This window comes from Pseudomonas sp. Lb2C2 (assembly GCF_052112205.1).
GTDB lineage: Bacteria > Pseudomonadota > Gammaproteobacteria > Pseudomonadales > Pseudomonadaceae > Aquipseudomonas > Aquipseudomonas kilonensis.
Genome location: NZ_JAUTYW010000002.1, coordinates 418,079 through 431,800, shown reverse-complemented (window position 1 = coordinate 431,800; position 13,722 = coordinate 418,079). Strand labels below are relative to the sequence as shown.

The 13,722-nt window shown below is 62.5% G+C and carries 15 protein-coding genes; 3 read left to right on the top strand and 12 right to left on the bottom strand.

All coding sequences use genetic code 11. The features are described 5' to 3' along the window. The 7 genes from Q7F16_RS06195 to ppc form a co-directional block, all read right to left on the bottom strand. Complete coding sequence (locus Q7F16_RS06195; RefSeq protein ID WP_409555914.1) at nt 1-699, bottom strand: extensin-like domain-containing protein; 699 nt, start codon at nt 697-699, stop codon at nt 1-3. Between the two features lie 16 nt (nt 700-715). Next, on the bottom strand, nt 716-1,537 hold the full coding sequence (locus Q7F16_RS06190) for an isocitrate lyase/PEP mutase family protein (protein WP_409555915.1): 822 nt from the start codon (nt 1,535-1,537) through the stop codon (nt 716-718). A 31-nt stretch (nt 1,538-1,568) separates the two neighbouring features. Further along, on the bottom strand, nt 1,569-2,429 hold the full coding sequence (locus Q7F16_RS06185; protein WP_409555916.1) for a DUF72 domain-containing protein: 861 nt from the start codon (nt 2,427-2,429) through the stop codon (nt 1,569-1,571). After that, the gene (locus tag Q7F16_RS06180) at nt 2,429-2,740 is read right to left on the bottom strand and encodes a hypothetical protein (protein ID WP_014336766.1); all 312 of its coding nucleotides are present in this window, start codon (nt 2,738-2,740) and stop codon (nt 2,429-2,431) included. Before Q7F16_RS06180 ends, Q7F16_RS06185 begins: the two co-directional genes overlap by 1 nt. 353 nt (nt 2,741-3,093) lie before the next feature. Continuing rightward, a complete protein-coding gene (tsaB, locus tag Q7F16_RS06175) occupies nt 3,094-3,771 on the bottom strand; it encodes a tRNA (adenosine(37)-N6)-threonylcarbamoyltransferase complex dimerization subunit type 1 TsaB (RefSeq protein ID WP_409555917.1) in 678 nt (225 codons plus the stop codon). Between the two features lie 94 nt (nt 3,772-3,865). Further along, a complete protein-coding gene (gene adk, locus Q7F16_RS06170; protein ID WP_014336764.1) occupies nt 3,866-4,513 on the bottom strand; it encodes an adenylate kinase in 648 nt (215 codons plus the stop codon). 291 nt (nt 4,514-4,804) lie between these two features. Beyond that, entirely contained in the window at nt 4,805-7,435 is a 2,631-nt protein-coding gene (gene ppc / locus Q7F16_RS06165; RefSeq protein ID WP_409555918.1) for a phosphoenolpyruvate carboxylase, read from the bottom strand. A gap of 180 nt (nt 7,436-7,615) precedes the next feature. Here ppc and Q7F16_RS06160 point away from each other — a divergent pair, with 180 nt between their 5' ends. From Q7F16_RS06160 to Q7F16_RS06150, 3 genes are all read left to right on the top strand, one after another. Beyond that, entirely contained in the window at nt 7,616-7,960 is a 345-nt protein-coding gene (locus Q7F16_RS06160) for a hypothetical protein (protein WP_003198166.1), read from the top strand. A gap of 284 nt (nt 7,961-8,244) precedes the next feature. Continuing rightward, the gene (locus Q7F16_RS06155) at nt 8,245-8,658 is read left to right on the top strand and encodes a DUF4398 domain-containing protein (protein ID WP_095974827.1); all 414 of its coding nucleotides are present in this window, start codon (nt 8,245-8,247) and stop codon (nt 8,656-8,658) included. Between the two features lie 51 nt (nt 8,659-8,709). Beyond that, nucleotides 8,710-9,498: an OmpA family protein gene (locus Q7F16_RS06150; RefSeq protein ID WP_046065352.1), complete on the top strand. Its 789-nt coding sequence runs from the start codon at nt 8,710-8,712 to the stop codon at nt 9,496-9,498. Between the two features lie 186 nt (nt 9,499-9,684). Here the strand turns inward: Q7F16_RS06150 and Q7F16_RS06145 are convergent, their stop codons facing one another. From Q7F16_RS06145 to Q7F16_RS06125, 5 genes are all read right to left on the bottom strand, one after another. Next, nucleotides 9,685-10,014 carry a hypothetical protein gene (locus tag Q7F16_RS06145; protein ID WP_014336759.1) on the bottom strand — a complete coding sequence of 110 codons (330 nt, stop codon included), beginning with the start codon at nt 10,012-10,014 and terminating at the stop codon, nt 9,685-9,687. Further along, entirely contained in the window at nt 10,011-10,916 is a 906-nt protein-coding gene (locus tag Q7F16_RS06140; RefSeq protein ID WP_046065331.1) for an alpha/beta hydrolase, read from the bottom strand. Before Q7F16_RS06140 ends, Q7F16_RS06145 begins: the two co-directional genes overlap by 4 nt. Nucleotides 10,917-10,975: 59 nt before the next feature. Then, nucleotides 10,976-12,253: a flavohemoglobin expression-modulating QEGLA motif protein gene (locus Q7F16_RS06135; protein ID WP_014336757.1), complete on the bottom strand. Its 1,278-nt coding sequence runs from the start codon at nt 12,251-12,253 to the stop codon at nt 10,976-10,978. Nucleotides 12,254-12,289: 36 nt separating this feature from the next. Continuing rightward, the gene (locus Q7F16_RS06130; protein WP_014336756.1) at nt 12,290-12,844 is read right to left on the bottom strand and encodes a hypothetical protein; all 555 of its coding nucleotides are present in this window, start codon (nt 12,842-12,844) and stop codon (nt 12,290-12,292) included. A 151-nt stretch (nt 12,845-12,995) separates the two neighbouring features. Further along, nucleotides 12,996-13,712 (bottom strand): TetR/AcrR family transcriptional regulator, encoded by a 717-nt coding sequence (locus Q7F16_RS06125; protein ID WP_003198153.1) that lies wholly within the window; start codon nt 13,710-13,712, stop codon nt 12,996-12,998. Nucleotides 13,713-13,722: the final 10 nt, after the last annotated feature.

Here is a 13,722-nt window from a genome sequence, read left to right as displayed (position 1 = left end):
TCAACGACAGATCCACCATGGCCCCACGTCCAGATGAAAATGGTTGCGGTGCGCCGCGTTGTAATCCGGGCTCAAGACCACACTGAACATATCGCAGGCGCCGTCGCGGGCCTGACGCAAAAACCGCGCATCGGCATCGTCCTTGGGCCAGTCCTTGAGCACGCTGACCGTGCGGCCATCGGCCAGGCGAAACCCGGCGATGTCCAGCGCACTGGCGGTGGCGTGCTGGCTGCGCGACCCGCTCTCACGGCCATACATGTTGCGACAGGCGAAACTGCCGAGGTGATCGACCCGTGTCACTTTCTGCCCGTAGACCGCCATTGCCGCCGGCTGCAACCCATGGCGCTCGAACAGCGCAAACGCCACGGCCAGCGGGCAACTGGCGAGGAAGCTGCTGCTCAGTGCCACCTCGCCACCCTGCACCCTCAGCACGTTGGTCAGCGGGCACGTCGAATTGGCGCCGCTGTCCGCCTGGCGGGCGGTGCGCAGCCCCGAGGTGGCGAGGGCCTGGTCGCACAGCTGCGGGTCGTTACGCAGGGCCATGAGCTTGAAGCGGGTCAGCAGGTTCGGCGCAAGGCTGACGTCCAAAGGCGCCCAGGGATTCCATTGGGGCGGCAGCGCCACCCAGCCGCGCCATACTCCCAGCACTGCAACGCCAACGAGCAGTGCCACTACCGCAAGAACTTTCAAAAACCGCACGACGTTGCCTCGGGCCTCAACCCTTGAATAATTGGTTGGCCTGCTTGAACGGCATCGAGCGGCGCGTGAAGGTGAACGTGCCCTGCTGCTGGATTTCTTCGGCGGCGCGGAAGAACTCGCCAAGCGCGGCCAGGGCCAACGCCGATCCGACGCTGATGCGCTTGACGCCCAACTCGCTCAACTGCGTCACCGTCAGGTCCAGCGCCCCGGACATCAGCACGTTCACCGGTTTCGGCGCCACGGCCTGTACCACCGCGAGCACTTGCTCGGCGCTGCTCAGCCCCGGGGCGTACAACACGTCGGCCCCCGCGTCTGCGAAGGCCTTCAAGCGGCGAATGGTGTCGTCCAGGTCCGGATTGCCATGCAGGAAGTTCTCCGCCCGGGCCGTCAGCAGGAAGGGATACGGCAAGGTGCGCACGGCCTCGGCGGCGGCCTTGACCCGCGCCACGGCATGGTCGAAGCAATAGATCGGGCTGCCTTCACGCCCCGTGGCATCCTCGATCGAACCGCCCACCGCGCCGGCCGCTGCCGCACGGAGCAGGTTGCGTGCGCAATCGTCGGGGGCATCGGCAAAACCGTTTTCCAGGTCGACGGCCACCGGCAGGTCGGTGGCCGCCACAATCGCCCGCACATTGGCCAGCGTGTCCTCCAGGCCCAGGGCGCCATCGGGCCGGCCCAAGGAAAAGGCGTGACCGGCACTGGTGGTCGCCAGGGCTTCAAAACCGAGGCTGGCCAGCATCTTGGCCGAACCGGCATCCCACGGGTTGGGAATGACAAAAGCCCCTTCACGTGCGTGCAAGGCCTTGAACGCCTGGGCTCGACGAGTTTGCGCATCCATCTGGTTCGCTCCTGAGCAGGGAGGGTTGGCCTCAGAGCAAACCCAGTTGCTCGGCGGCGGGCTCTCTATATAGCTCAGGCAAGGCCGGCAAGCCAGGCAAACGACTCATCAGGCGAGTGTGGAAGCGTTGCGCGAGTTTGGCTGCCAGCAGGTTGTCGGCGGTGTGGAGGAAGATATAGGGCGTGCGCCCTTCTTCGATCCACCCGGCGATTTTCTCCACCCAGGGCGTCAGGAACGGTTCATTGGCTTCCAGCACCGGATGACCGATGAAGCGCACTTGCGGACATTGGGTGAACGCCGCGGGCCGGGGTGGTACGCGGGGCTTTTTCGATTGCGCGTGGAGCACCGCAGGATCAGTCGAGGTGCAACTGAACAAGGCCCGGGGATCGAGGCAGATGCGTTCGACACCACGATCGAGCAACAGGCGATTGAGGCGCCGTTCGGCGTCGCCCTTGGCAAAGAACTCATCGTGACGGACTTCCACAGCCAAGGGGCGCTGCAAGGCGTCGATGAACCCCGCCAATTCCGGCAACCGATTCGGGGTGAAGGCCTTGGACAGTTGCAGCCAGTACGGCGAGACACGCTCACCCAAGGGGCTGAGCAATTGCAGGAAGGTTTCGGTGGCCGTCAGGCGCTCGCGCAAGTCGCCGTTGTGGCTGATGTCACCGGGAAACTTGGCGGTGAAGCGAAAGTGCTCGGGCATGATTTCGGCCCAGCGCTGGACCGTGGCCGCAGAAGGGCTGGCGTAGAAGGTCGTATTGCCTTCCACGGCATTGAACACTTGGGAATAGAGATTCAGAAAGTCGGTGCTTTTCGCGTCCTGGGGATAGAGATAATCACGCCAGGCGTTTTCGCTCCAGGACGGACAGCCCAGGTAGTAAGGCAAGACCATCAGATGTAGAGATCGAGTCCCAGCACTTCCATATCCCAATCGACAAAACCGGCGGTGCTCAGGTAGCTCGCCAGGGCCGTGGCGACACTGCGGCTCATTGCACGGTGATAAAGCATGTCTTGCTGACGGGCGGGGAGATTGCTCAGGCGTTGCGCGGAGGCCTTGGCGGCGCGGGCGGCCAGTTGCTCTTCAGACGGGAACTCCAGTTCGCCATCGATATCATCATCGAAGGACTCTTGCTCAGCGATTTTGCCTGCACGAGGCTTGCGCTTGATGGGATAGGACTGGGATGAAACGCCGTCTATACGCATAACAGAATGCTCGGTATCAATGATGGCAATTTAGCGGCACTTTCACAGCCGCGCAAATGCGCAAGTGATAACTAGAACACATAAAGCCTAAAAGGTTTAAAAACGGGCTGAAAAAGTGACGACTGGCAATACTGGGTGTGACTTTTAGAGGCGAAAATGACTTTTTGCGAGAACACCGCTTTTGGGAGGACCCCATGCCTTTGTGGCGAGGGAGCTTGCTCCCGCTGGGCTGCGAAGCAGCCCCAAAACCTGGACCAGAACGATGCGAGCGAGGTTCTAGGGCCGCTTCGCGCCCCAGCGGGAGCAAGCTCCCTCGCCACAACGCTGCCCGCTTGAAAGCGGAGTGATGCTTTTTATCGCTCGGACTTTGGCGTGGCGACTTTGTCCCGCAAGTAAACGGGTTGCGCATCATCGGCCACAATGGCTTCACCACGGGCCCAGGCGAAGCGGGCCAGGGCCAGCAGGTCTTCGGCGTGAGGCAGCAGGGTGGCGTCCTGGCCGGCCAGGTTGACGGCGATGCGCTCGCCGTAGCCCCAACCGGTACCGGCGCCGAACCAATCGCCGCTGGCTTCGTTCGGCAACGCCGCCGCTTCGGGCGGCAATACCGCTTCAGCACCGACCAGGCGCATCTCGCCGTCGGTTTCGCGATAGCAGCCCCAGTACACCTCGTCCATGCGCGCATCGATGGCCGCTGCGACTTGACGGGCGCCCTGTTCGCGCAAGGCGCGCTGGGCCAGCACCGCCAGGTTCGACACCGGCAACACCGGCCGCTCCAGGGCAAACGCCAGCCCCTGCACCACACCGATGGCGATGCGCACGCCGGTAAAAGCCCCCGGTCCGCGACCGAAGGCTATCGCGTCCACTGCCTGCAAGGTCGTCCCGGCATCGCTCAGCAGTTTCTGGATCATCGGCAACAGTTTCTGCGCGTGCAGGCGCGGGATCACCTCGTAATGGCTCGTGACCTTGCCGTCGTGCAGCAAGGCAACGGAGCAAGCTTCAGTCGCGGTGTCCAGGGCCAGCAAGGTGCTCATCGATGTGTCCGTAAATCAGGTGGAAAAAAAGTGCGCCAGTATAAACAACTACGGCCCGCAAGCGGGCCGTAGTTGATGCAACTGATCAGACTTTTCAGCTCAAGGCTGCAAGCACCTTGGCAGTGATCGCTTCAACCGAACCGACGCCTTCGATATGGCTGTATTTCGGCTTGCCATTGGCAGCCGACAGTTTCTGGTAGAAATCCACCAGCGGCTTGGTCTGGGAATGGTAGACCGACAGGCGATGACGCACGGTTTCTTCGGTGTCGTCCTTGCGCTGCACCAGGTCTTCACCCGTCACGTCATCCTTGCCTTCGGCTTTCGGCGGATTGTAGACGGTGTGGTAAACGCGCCCGGAAGGCTCATGAACGCGTCGACCGGCAATGCGCTGGACGATTTCCTCGTCTTCGACGGCAATTTCAACGACCGCATCCAGCTCGACACCAGCCGTCACCAGGGCTTCGGCCTGGGGAATGGTGCGTGGGAAGCCATCGAACAGGAACCCATTGGCGCAGTCGGGTTGAGCGATGCGATCCTTGACCAGGGCGATGATCAGGTCATCCGACACCAGGCCGCCGGCATCCATGATGCTCTTGGCTTGAACGCCCAGTGGAGTGCCTGCCTTGACCGCGGCACGCAGCATGTCGCCAGTGGAAATTTGCGGGATACCGAATTTTTCGGTGATGAACTTTGCCTGAGTACCTTTACCGGCCCCGGGAGCTCCCAGCAGAATGACGCGCATCGATGTGCTCCTCAATTTTTTTATGTAAAACGCTCGGATTCGCCTCGTGGGGCCAATCTTCGAAAAACAGGATCGTGACCGCCCAAACGGCCAAAGGCTGATCAAGATACACAGCAGGCCCGACCCACACAAGCCGCCGAAAGTCGGAGGAACCCGCGCCGGATACGACCTTCGCAGGGGGTGGCGAGAGTCGCAACCGGGCAACAAACTGTCGCCTGACCGACCTGTCCCCTCCCCCGACGGACAACGCCCGGGAACGCCGGGCGAGCCGTTTCGGTGCGCTGCCTGATCTTAGCCGGTATTGCGCAAACCGGCGGCAATCCCCGCCACAGACACCAGCAACGCCTGTTCCACGGGGCTGCCCTGGGCCACATCCTGTTGCCGCGAGCGCGCCAACAGTTCGGCCTGCAACAGGTGCAGCGGGTCGAGGTACGTGTTGCGCAGGCGAATGAATTCCAGCGTGGCTGGGCTATGTGCCAGTAGCTGCGACTGACCGGTCAACCCAAGTACCACCCCACAGGCCTGCGACAATAGGTCGCGTAACTGCGCACCCAAAGGCAGCAGCCCAGGTTCAACCAAACGCTCGTCGTAGGAGCGGGCAATATCGGCGTCGGCCTTGGCCAGCACCATCTCCAGCATGTCGATGCGGGTCCGGAAGAACGGCCACTGCTCGCGCATCTGCCCCAGCAACTCACCTTCGCCGCGCTCCAGGGCCTTGCTCAGTGCGGTTTCCCAGCCGAGCCAGGCCGGCAGCATCAGGCGGGTCTGGGTCCAGCCGAAGATCCACGGGATCGCCCGCAGGCTTTCGATACCACCGGCCCGACGCTTGGCCGGACGGCTGCCCAGGGGCAGGCGCCCCAGTTCCTGCTCGGGGGTGGACTGGCGGAAATACTCGACAAATTGCGGGTTTTCCCGCACCACGGCGCGGTAGGCACGGACGCCATCGGCCGCCAGCTCGTCCATCAGGTCCCGCCACTGCGGCGTGGGCGGCGGCGGTGGCAGCAGCGTCGCTTCGAGCACGGCGGCGAGATAAAGGTTGAGGTTCTGTTCGGCGATGTCCGGCAGGCCGAATTTGAAACGAATCATTTCGCCTTGCTCAGTGGTGCGGAAACGCCCGGCCACCGAACCCGGTGGCTGGGACAGGATCGCCGCGTGCGCCGGACCGCCACCACGGCCCACGGTGCCGCCACGACCATGGAACAACAGCAGTTCGACTTGCTGCTCGCGGCAGATGTCCACCAACCGCTCCTGGGCCCGATACTGTGCCCAGGCCGCCGCGGTGGTCCCGGCGTCCTTGGCCGAATCGGAATAGCCAATCATCACTTCCTGAGGGCCTTGCAGCCGCGAGCGATAGCCGGGCAGCAGCAACAGCCGCTCGATCACCGGCCCGGCGTTGTCCAGGTCGGCCAGGGTCTCGAACAGCGGCACCACGCGCATTGGCCGCAACACGCCGGCGTCCTTCAATAACAGCTGCACGGCGAGGACATCGGAAGCCGCACCGGCCATGGAGATCACGTAGGAACCCAGGGACGCCGCTGGCGCCGCAGCCACTTCCCGGCACGTCGCCAACACTTCCGCCGTATCGGCCGACGGCTTGAAATGGGCCGGCAGCAGCGGACGCCGGTTGTTCAGTTCCCCTAGCAAGAAGCTGATGCGCTGCTCCTCGTTCCAATCCTCATAGCGCCCCAGGCCCAGGTAGTCGGTTATTTCCGTCATGGCGGCGGTATGGCGCGTCGAGTCCTGGCGCACATCGAGGCGCACCAGGAACAGGCCGAAGGTCACCGCCCGGCGCAGGCAATCGAGCAGCGGCCCGTCGGCAATCACGCCCATGCCGCATTCGTGCAACGAGTGGTAGCACAACTCCAGGGGGTCCAGCAGCTCGCGGTTGTGCTGCAGCACGTCGGCGCTTGGCGGCGTGGCGGCGCTCAGGGAAGCGTGGGCCCAGTTGCGGGTGGCGCGCAGGCGTTCACGCAGTTGCTTGAGCACGGCGCGATAAGGTTCGGCGCTGTCGCCGGCCTGGGCACGCAAGTCCTCGCTGGCGTGTTGCATCGACAGCTCGGCCGCCAGTTGATCGACATCACGCAGGTACAGGTCCGCCGCCATCCACCGCGCCAGCAACAGCACCTCGCGGGTCACGGCGGCGGTGACATTCGGGTTGCCGTCACGGTCGCCGCCCATCCACGAGGCAAAACGGATTGGCGCAGCCTCCAGCGGCAGGCGCAGCCCGGTGGCGGCATGCAGGGCCTGGTCGGCCTTGCGCAGGTAATTGGGGATGGCCTGCCACAACGAGTGCTCGATCACCGCGAAACCCCATTTGGCCTCGTCCACCGGGGTCGGCCGGGTGCGGCGGATTTCTTCGGTGTGCCAGGCTTCGGCGATCAACCGCTGCAGGCGTTCGTGAATCTGCGCGCGCTCGGCGCTGGTCAGGTCGCGGTGATCCTGGGCCGCCAGTTGCGCGGCGATGGCGTCGTATTTCTGGATCAGCGTACGGCGAGCCACTTCCGTGGGGTGGGCGGTGAGGACCAGTTCGATCTCCAGCCGCCCCAATTGTCGCGCCAGGGCTTCGGCGCCATGGCCCTCGGCGCGCAACCGGGCGAGCAACTCGGGCAGCACCCGTGCCTCGAATGGCGCCGGTTGCGACTCTTCGCGGCGATGAATCAGTTGGTACTGCTCGGCGATGTTGGCGAGGTTGAGGAACTGGTTGAACGCCCGCGCCACCGGCAGCAGTTCGTCCTCGCTCAGCTGGTTGAGGCTGGCGCTGAGCTCGGCGTCCACAGAGCCGCGTCGGTCAGCCTTGGCGCCCTTGCGGATCTGCTCGATTTTGTCGAGAAACGTGTCCCCGTACTGTTCGCGGATGGTATTGCCCAGCAGTTCGCCGAGCAGGTGGACATCCTCGCGCAAGCGGGCATCGATATCGGTCATCAGCATTTCTCCAGCAAAAAAGTCCGGACAGCTCTTGGATCAGAGAGTGCCGATGCCCGTCGCTTATGACAAGCGACGAAGGGACTTTAAACCTTGCACAACAAAGCTAGTCTCATGAGTAAGCCACACAACGGCTTGTCACTCACCGCGCCTGCCACGAGCAGACTGATTGAGGTCATCATGAAAATTCGTGAGCTTGCCCAGCATTGGGAAGAAAACGCCAAGGGCCGCCTGACCCAGACCGGCTACACGATCCATCTGGACGTGGAAGCCGCCGCGCGCCTGGCAGCGATCTGCGACATGTACCCCAAGCGCCAGCCCGAGGAGCTGCTCGGCGAGCTGATCGGGGCGGCGCTGGAAGAACTGGAAGCAAGCTTTCCCTACATCAAGGGCTCACAAGTCGTCGCCACCGATGAAGAAGGCGACCCGCTGTACGAAGACGTCGGCCCGACCCCGCGATTCCTCGCCTTGTCCCGCCGGCATCTGCACGAACTTTCCTCGCAGAACGACAAATCCAAACACTGACTTCTTTCATTCCTGGTTGCGACTTTCCGGCGCGGTGGCTTTTCCACCTGCGCCGCAATACCGCTGCGCGCCTTGAAAGTTCAGCTTTTCTGCCACTGACCGATCAGTCAGTAATTCTTTTGGCGAATGGCCATCTTCGCTGAACTTTTGAAAAACGCCTCGGGTCACACCGAGTAACCATACTGGAACGGTCGTTTAAATAAACGCGCCTTGGCGCCAGCGCCAAACCAGACGTCACGGCTTCGGTCCCAGCATGGATTTGTCGTTTTTTCAGGAGTTTTCCAATGGAGTTGAAGCCTATGAATACCTGCACTGCCAAACCCTCATCCACTGGCCTGCGCGGCTTGAAGTTGGCTGCCCTGGCGATCGGTAGCAGCTTCATTCTCGCCGGTTGCGCCGGTAATCCACCTTCGGAGCAGTACGCGGTGACCCAATCGGCGGTCAACAGCGCCGTCAGCGCCGGCGGTACCGAATTCGCCGCTGTGGAAATGAAATCGGCCCAGGACAAGCTCAAGCAGGCCGAAATCGCCATGCATGACAAGAACTACGAAGAAGCCAAGCGATTGGCCGAACAGGCCGAGTGGGATGCCCGCGTCGCCGAGCGCAAGGCTCAGGCCGCCAAGGCCGAACAAGCACTCAAGGATTCTCAGAAAGGGGTTCAGGAACTGCGTCAGGAAGGCATGAACAAGGTTCAGTAAACCGTTCACGCCACGACGTACTTCTCATTGATAAAAGGACGACAGACTATGATGCACAAACACTTGATGATGCCCGCCCTGCTCGCTGCCTGCGTAGCCCTGGCCGCTTGCTCCCACGACCCGAACGCGAACCTGGAACAGGCGCGCACCAACTATAACGGCCTGCAGGCTGACCCGGCGGCGACCAAAGTGGCGGCCCTGGAAACCAAGGACGCGGCGGATTTCCTGGCCAAGGCCGACAAGGCCTACCTGGACAAGGAAGACGAAGCCAAGGTCGACCAGTTGGCCTACCTGACCAACCAGCGCGTTGAAGTGGCCAAGCAGACCATCGCTTTGCGCAACGCCGAAGCCGAACTGAAAAACGCCGGTGACGAACGTGCGCGTGCCTTGCTCGATGCGCGTAACGCGCAGATCAAGCAACTGCAGGACAGCCTCAACGCCAAGCAGACCGAACGCGGTACGCTGGTGACCTTCGGCGACGTGCTGTTCGCCACCAACAAGTCCGACCTGCGCGCCAGCGGCATGACGAATGTGAGCAAACTGGCGCAGTTCCTCCAGGAAAACCCGGACCGCAAGGTGATCATCGAAGGCTATACCGACAGCACCGGTTCGGATTCCTATAACCAGTCGCTGTCCGAGCGCCGCGCCAGCTCCGTGCGCACTGCCCTGGTGAAAATGGGCGTGGACCCGGCCCGCATCGTGACCCAGGGTTACGGCAAGGAATTCCCGGTGGCCGATAACACCAGCGTCTCGGGCCGTGCCATGAACCGTCGCGTGGAAGTGACCATCTCCAACGACAACCAGCCAGTGGCCCCGCGCTCGACCATGAGCGCCAACTGATCGGCTGAGAGCAACAAAAAAGCCCCGCCTGACTTTCATCAGGCGGGGCTTTTTCATGGCCGAAGAGGTTTGGCTATACACAATCCCTGTGGGAGCGAGCTTGCTCGCGATGGCGGAGTGTCAGGCACTATTTATGCTGCTGAACCACCGCTATCGCGAGCAAGCTCGCTCCCACAGGGGGCTCGCTTATGGCTGCAATTTTTGCGGCGTTTCCTGGCCCATGCAGCGCACCGCGCGTTTCTTCTCGTTGATCAGCACGCCGGTCAGGCCTTTCTGCTCGGTGTCGAACAATACCAGCACGCCATCGATGCATTGGGCGACCTGGGGGGCCGGTTCCAGGGAAACCTTGTAGTCCTCGCCGGGTACGGTCTTGAGCATGGTGAACTGGTTGAGCAGCAACGCGTCCTCGGGCTTGGCGAAGTGCAGGTAACCGTAGTACCAGAGCACCCCCACGGTGCCGAGGATGCTGCAGATACCGGTGATGATCAGGGGGATGGCGTTACGTTCTTCGCTCATTGCGGACTCTCTGGTGATTCAACGGGTGATTTCGGGTAGTTCGGGACCTCGCCCAGGCGGCGCAGGCCGTCGAAGTGCTGGGGATCCTCGAGGTAGCGCAGCATCACGGTGCGCCAGGTTCGGTCGGCGAATGTCTGCACATGGCCGCCGCGTGTCAACTGCAAGACCCGCGGCGGCGGCGCAGCTTGATACAGACGGATGCCGTTGGAAAGGGGCACGATGGGGTCGTCCAGGCTGTGGTAGATCAATTTCGGCACGCCATTCAATTGCGCCACGGAACTGATCGCGCTGTCCCCATCCGGCACCAGCCAGGACAACGGCACCTGCAACGGCCAGGTCAACCACGAGGTACTCAGGGCAAAACGGCCGACGTCGCGGTAACTGGCGGGCACGCCATCGAGCACCAGGGCCTTGAGCTGCCGTTGGCGCTGCGGGTGCTCAACCAGGTAATGCACCGCCAGCGCGCCGCCCAGGCTCTGGCCGAGCAACACCAGCGGCTTGCCCTGCACCTCCGGCGCCTGGTCGAGCCATTGGAACGCCGCGTCGATGTCCTGGTAGATCGCCGGCAGGCTTGGCTCGCCTTCGGACACGCCGTAACCACGGTAGTCGACCATCAACACCTGGTAGCCCTGCTCCGGCAACCACCAGCTCCCGCCCAGGTGCCAGGCCAGGTTGCCGCCGTTGCCGTGCAAATGCAGCACCGTGCCCTTGACCTCCACGCCTGGTTTGACGGGCAGCCACCAGCCGCGGAGCTTGAGCCCGTCAGCGGTGGTCAGGGTGACGTCGCGGTATTCGAGCTTGGCCCGCTCCGGGGTGAACGGCAGGCCGCGTTCGGGGTAGAACAGCAGTGAGCTGCAACCGTTCAGGGCCAGCAACAGGCAAATGATGCCGAGGGTTCGCATCCGGTGAAGCCTCGCAAGTCAGAAGTAAACGCAGTCCCCCTGTGGGATGGGTGGTGCGATTAGAGGATATTGGAATAATCCGCTTCGATCCGGTCCAGGCTCAGGTGGTTCAGGAAGTTGGAGAAACACATCCAGGCCGACAGGGCGTTCATGTCACGGAACTGCTCGGGCAGGTACTTGGGCGGTACCACCAGGCCTTCGTCCACCAGTTGCCGCAACGTACGCATGTCCTCGAGGGTGGTCTTGCCGCAGAACAGCAGCGGCACCTGTTCCAGCTTGCCCTTGCGCACGGCCAACTGAATGTAGTTGTAAACCATGATGAAGCCCTTGAGGTAGGACAAGTCTTTGGTGAATGGCAGACCCGTCGGCACCGATCCTCGGAAAACCCGACTGGCGTTGCCGTAACTTTCGGCCATTTCAAAGCCCTGCTCGCGGAAGAACTCGAAGACCTGCAGGAAATCGGCGCCCTCCTCCACCATGTGAATGGCCCGGGTGCGGTTGGTCAGTTTGCGCAGGCGACTCGGGTAGGAGGCGAAGGTGATGATTTCCATCAGGATCGCCAGGCCTTCCTGGGTCACGGTGGACGAGGGCGGGCCCTTGGACAGGAAGGTGCAGATTGGCTGGTTGAGGCCGTTGAGGGTGGTGCCGACGTGCACCAGCCCTTCGTGGACTTCCAGCGCTCGTACGTCGCGCTCGTTGAACATCGCATCGGTGCGGATCTTGATGTAGTCCGCACCCGCCGCTGCGTCGGCCACAATGCCATCGGACTCGAACACCCGGATGGTTTCCTCGGCTTCGCCAAACACCCGGTTGAGGCGGTGCTGCAGCAGGCTGACGGCTTCCTTGGCGCTGAGGACTTTGGGCTCGTCCTTGAGGTCGCCACGGCCATCGATGTTGTTCAGGTAATCGGAGAGCATCAGGCCCAGGTCGGCCAGGGTCGGGTCGCCGGCGTGGAAGGCATCGGAGGCGGCGCCATAGAGCTCCTGGGAGATCAGCCCGAAATCCTCGGTGCCACGCGCCTCGAGCATGCGCACCACCATGCGGTATTCCTTGCACATGCGGCGCATGATCTGGCCGACCGGGTTGAACTGCCCCAGTTGGCGGGTGATGTCCCGCTCGATGTTCTGGAACTCCAGCTTCACCTTGCTGGAATCGAAGGACAGTGGCCGGTTGAGGTAATAGTCGCGATCCACCGCAGGCATTTCCTTGCCCTTGGCCTTGAGAAACCCCTTGCGGATGCTCTCGTCCCACTTCACCGCGTCGAGGATGCGAATCGGCGTTTGCGCCAGCACAATGCGATCGGACAAGGTGCGTATCGTCTGCTGGTAATCGTCCACCCGGAACTCCTGTGAAAAAACGTCCGCTTGTTGCCGTTATTGGGATTTGACCAGCCGCTGGTAGCGCACGGCCTCCGAGAACACGTCGGAATTGGCCGGGTCGTCGAGGTAACCGAAAACCTTGTTCATGTCGCTGTCCACCAGCACGCCGTCACCTTCCTCGCTCTGGTTAGGTTGGCCGCTGAGGATCTTCTGGCCAATGGCCTGGTTGATCTGCTCCAGATCCAGGTTGTAGACCACCAGCTCTTGCTGGTCGGTTAACTCGAAACCGGCGATCAAATAGTGGCCGCCAAACCGGGCTGGCACCTTGGCCGACACGTACCAGCGGCTGCCATGACGGGACACAGTCAGGGGAATGGCTTCGCGCTCATGGGGCCTGGCCCTGAAGTAGCTGATGGCCTGGTAGCGGTGCTTGCCGACCTGCGTCAGCTCCAGGTTCAACGGTTCGCCCCAGGCATTGGTGCTGGTCCAGTGACCGAGCAGGCCCGCGGGCGCGGCTTCGCTGTCAGGCAACGGTGCCTTGAACGACACCAGACAACCACTGAGCAGCAGCAACGACACGGCCAGTACAACGGCACGCCAGGCTTTCATTTGAACTCCCTATGGCACAGGTCGCCTTGCCTTTGTGGCGAGGGAGCTTGCTCCCGCTGGGCTGCGCAGCGGCCCCCTTTTTTGGTGAGCGCTGCGCGCTCAAGCGGGAGCAAGCTCCCTCGCCACAAGGGCTGTGGTGAACCCATCTGGGTTACACCGACGCCAGTACCAGGTGCATGTAGCGGGTCAGGATGCCGAGCATATCTTCATCGGCTACCGGCTCGGCGCCATTGAGCAAGCCCTGATATTCCATCCGACCGATAATCGCCGTCAACACTTTGGCATCCTGTTGCGGCTCACGGGAGCCCAATACCTGGAAAAACTGACAGGTGCCGTGCAGCAAAATCTGCTGGTGGGAACGCACCAATACCGCCAGGCGCGGGTTGAGCAGCGCTTCCTGGCGAAAGGCCTGTTCGGCCATCAGGTACTCACGGCGACTGTCCAATTGGTGTTGCACATAGTCGGCGGTCATCCGGGCAATGTCGTCCGCCAGTTGCGAACGCGATTGGGCGCTGCCGTCCCCATAGGCGACCATTTCCCGCAGCAGGCCTTCGTTGTTGGTCCACAGCTTGGCCATGAACGCCGCGCTGCGTTCCACATACTGGGCGAAGGTATCGGTGAGCAAGTCATCGATGTCCTTGAAATAATACGTGGTGGCCGACAGCGGCACGCCGGCTTCGGCGGCCACGGCGCGGTGACGCACGGCTCGCACGCCATCACGCACCACAATGCGCATGGCCGCGTCGAGAATCTCCTGGCGACGCTGCTCACTGCCCTGTCGGCTGGCCTTGCGGCCCTGGTACTGAACACTTTCAGCGACAGCCGTGGCGACGCCCGCTGCACCTTCTGAAGCCATTGCACGATTCACGACAGGTCTT

What these genes read in the sequence shown, in the direction of transcription:
- Q7F16_RS06190 (WP_409555915.1), bottom strand. Translation starts at nt 1,537, where the DNA reads ATGGATGCGCAAACTCGTCGAGCCCAGGCGTTCAAGGCCTTGCACGCA.
- Q7F16_RS06185 (WP_409555916.1), bottom strand. Translation starts at nt 2,429, where the DNA reads ATGGTCTTGCCTTACTACCTGGGCTGTCCGTCCTGGAGCGAAAACGCC.
- Q7F16_RS06180 (WP_014336766.1), bottom strand. Translation starts at nt 2,740, where the DNA reads ATGCGTATAGACGGCGTTTCATCCCAGTCCTATCCCATCAAGCGCAAG.
- tsaB (WP_409555917.1), bottom strand. Translation starts at nt 3,771, where the DNA reads ATGAGCACCTTGCTGGCCCTGGACACCGCGACTGAAGCTTGCTCCGTT.
- adk (WP_014336764.1), bottom strand. Translation starts at nt 4,513, where the DNA reads ATGCGCGTCATTCTGCTGGGAGCTCCCGGGGCCGGTAAAGGTACTCAG.
- ppc (WP_409555918.1), bottom strand. Translation starts at nt 7,435, where the DNA reads ATGACCGATATCGATGCCCGCTTGCGCGAGGATGTCCACCTGCTCGGC.
- Q7F16_RS06160 (WP_003198166.1), top strand. Translation starts at nt 7,616, where the DNA reads ATGAAAATTCGTGAGCTTGCCCAGCATTGGGAAGAAAACGCCAAGGGC.
- Q7F16_RS06155 (WP_095974827.1), top strand. Translation starts at nt 8,245, where the DNA reads ATGGAGTTGAAGCCTATGAATACCTGCACTGCCAAACCCTCATCCACT.
- Q7F16_RS06150 (WP_046065352.1), top strand. Translation starts at nt 8,710, where the DNA reads ATGCACAAACACTTGATGATGCCCGCCCTGCTCGCTGCCTGCGTAGCC.
- Q7F16_RS06145 (WP_014336759.1), bottom strand. Translation starts at nt 10,014, where the DNA reads ATGAGCGAAGAACGTAACGCCATCCCCCTGATCATCACCGGTATCTGC.
- Q7F16_RS06140 (WP_046065331.1), bottom strand. Translation starts at nt 10,916, where the DNA reads ATGCGAACCCTCGGCATCATTTGCCTGTTGCTGGCCCTGAACGGTTGC.
- Q7F16_RS06130 (WP_014336756.1), bottom strand. Translation starts at nt 12,844, where the DNA reads ATGAAAGCCTGGCGTGCCGTTGTACTGGCCGTGTCGTTGCTGCTGCTC.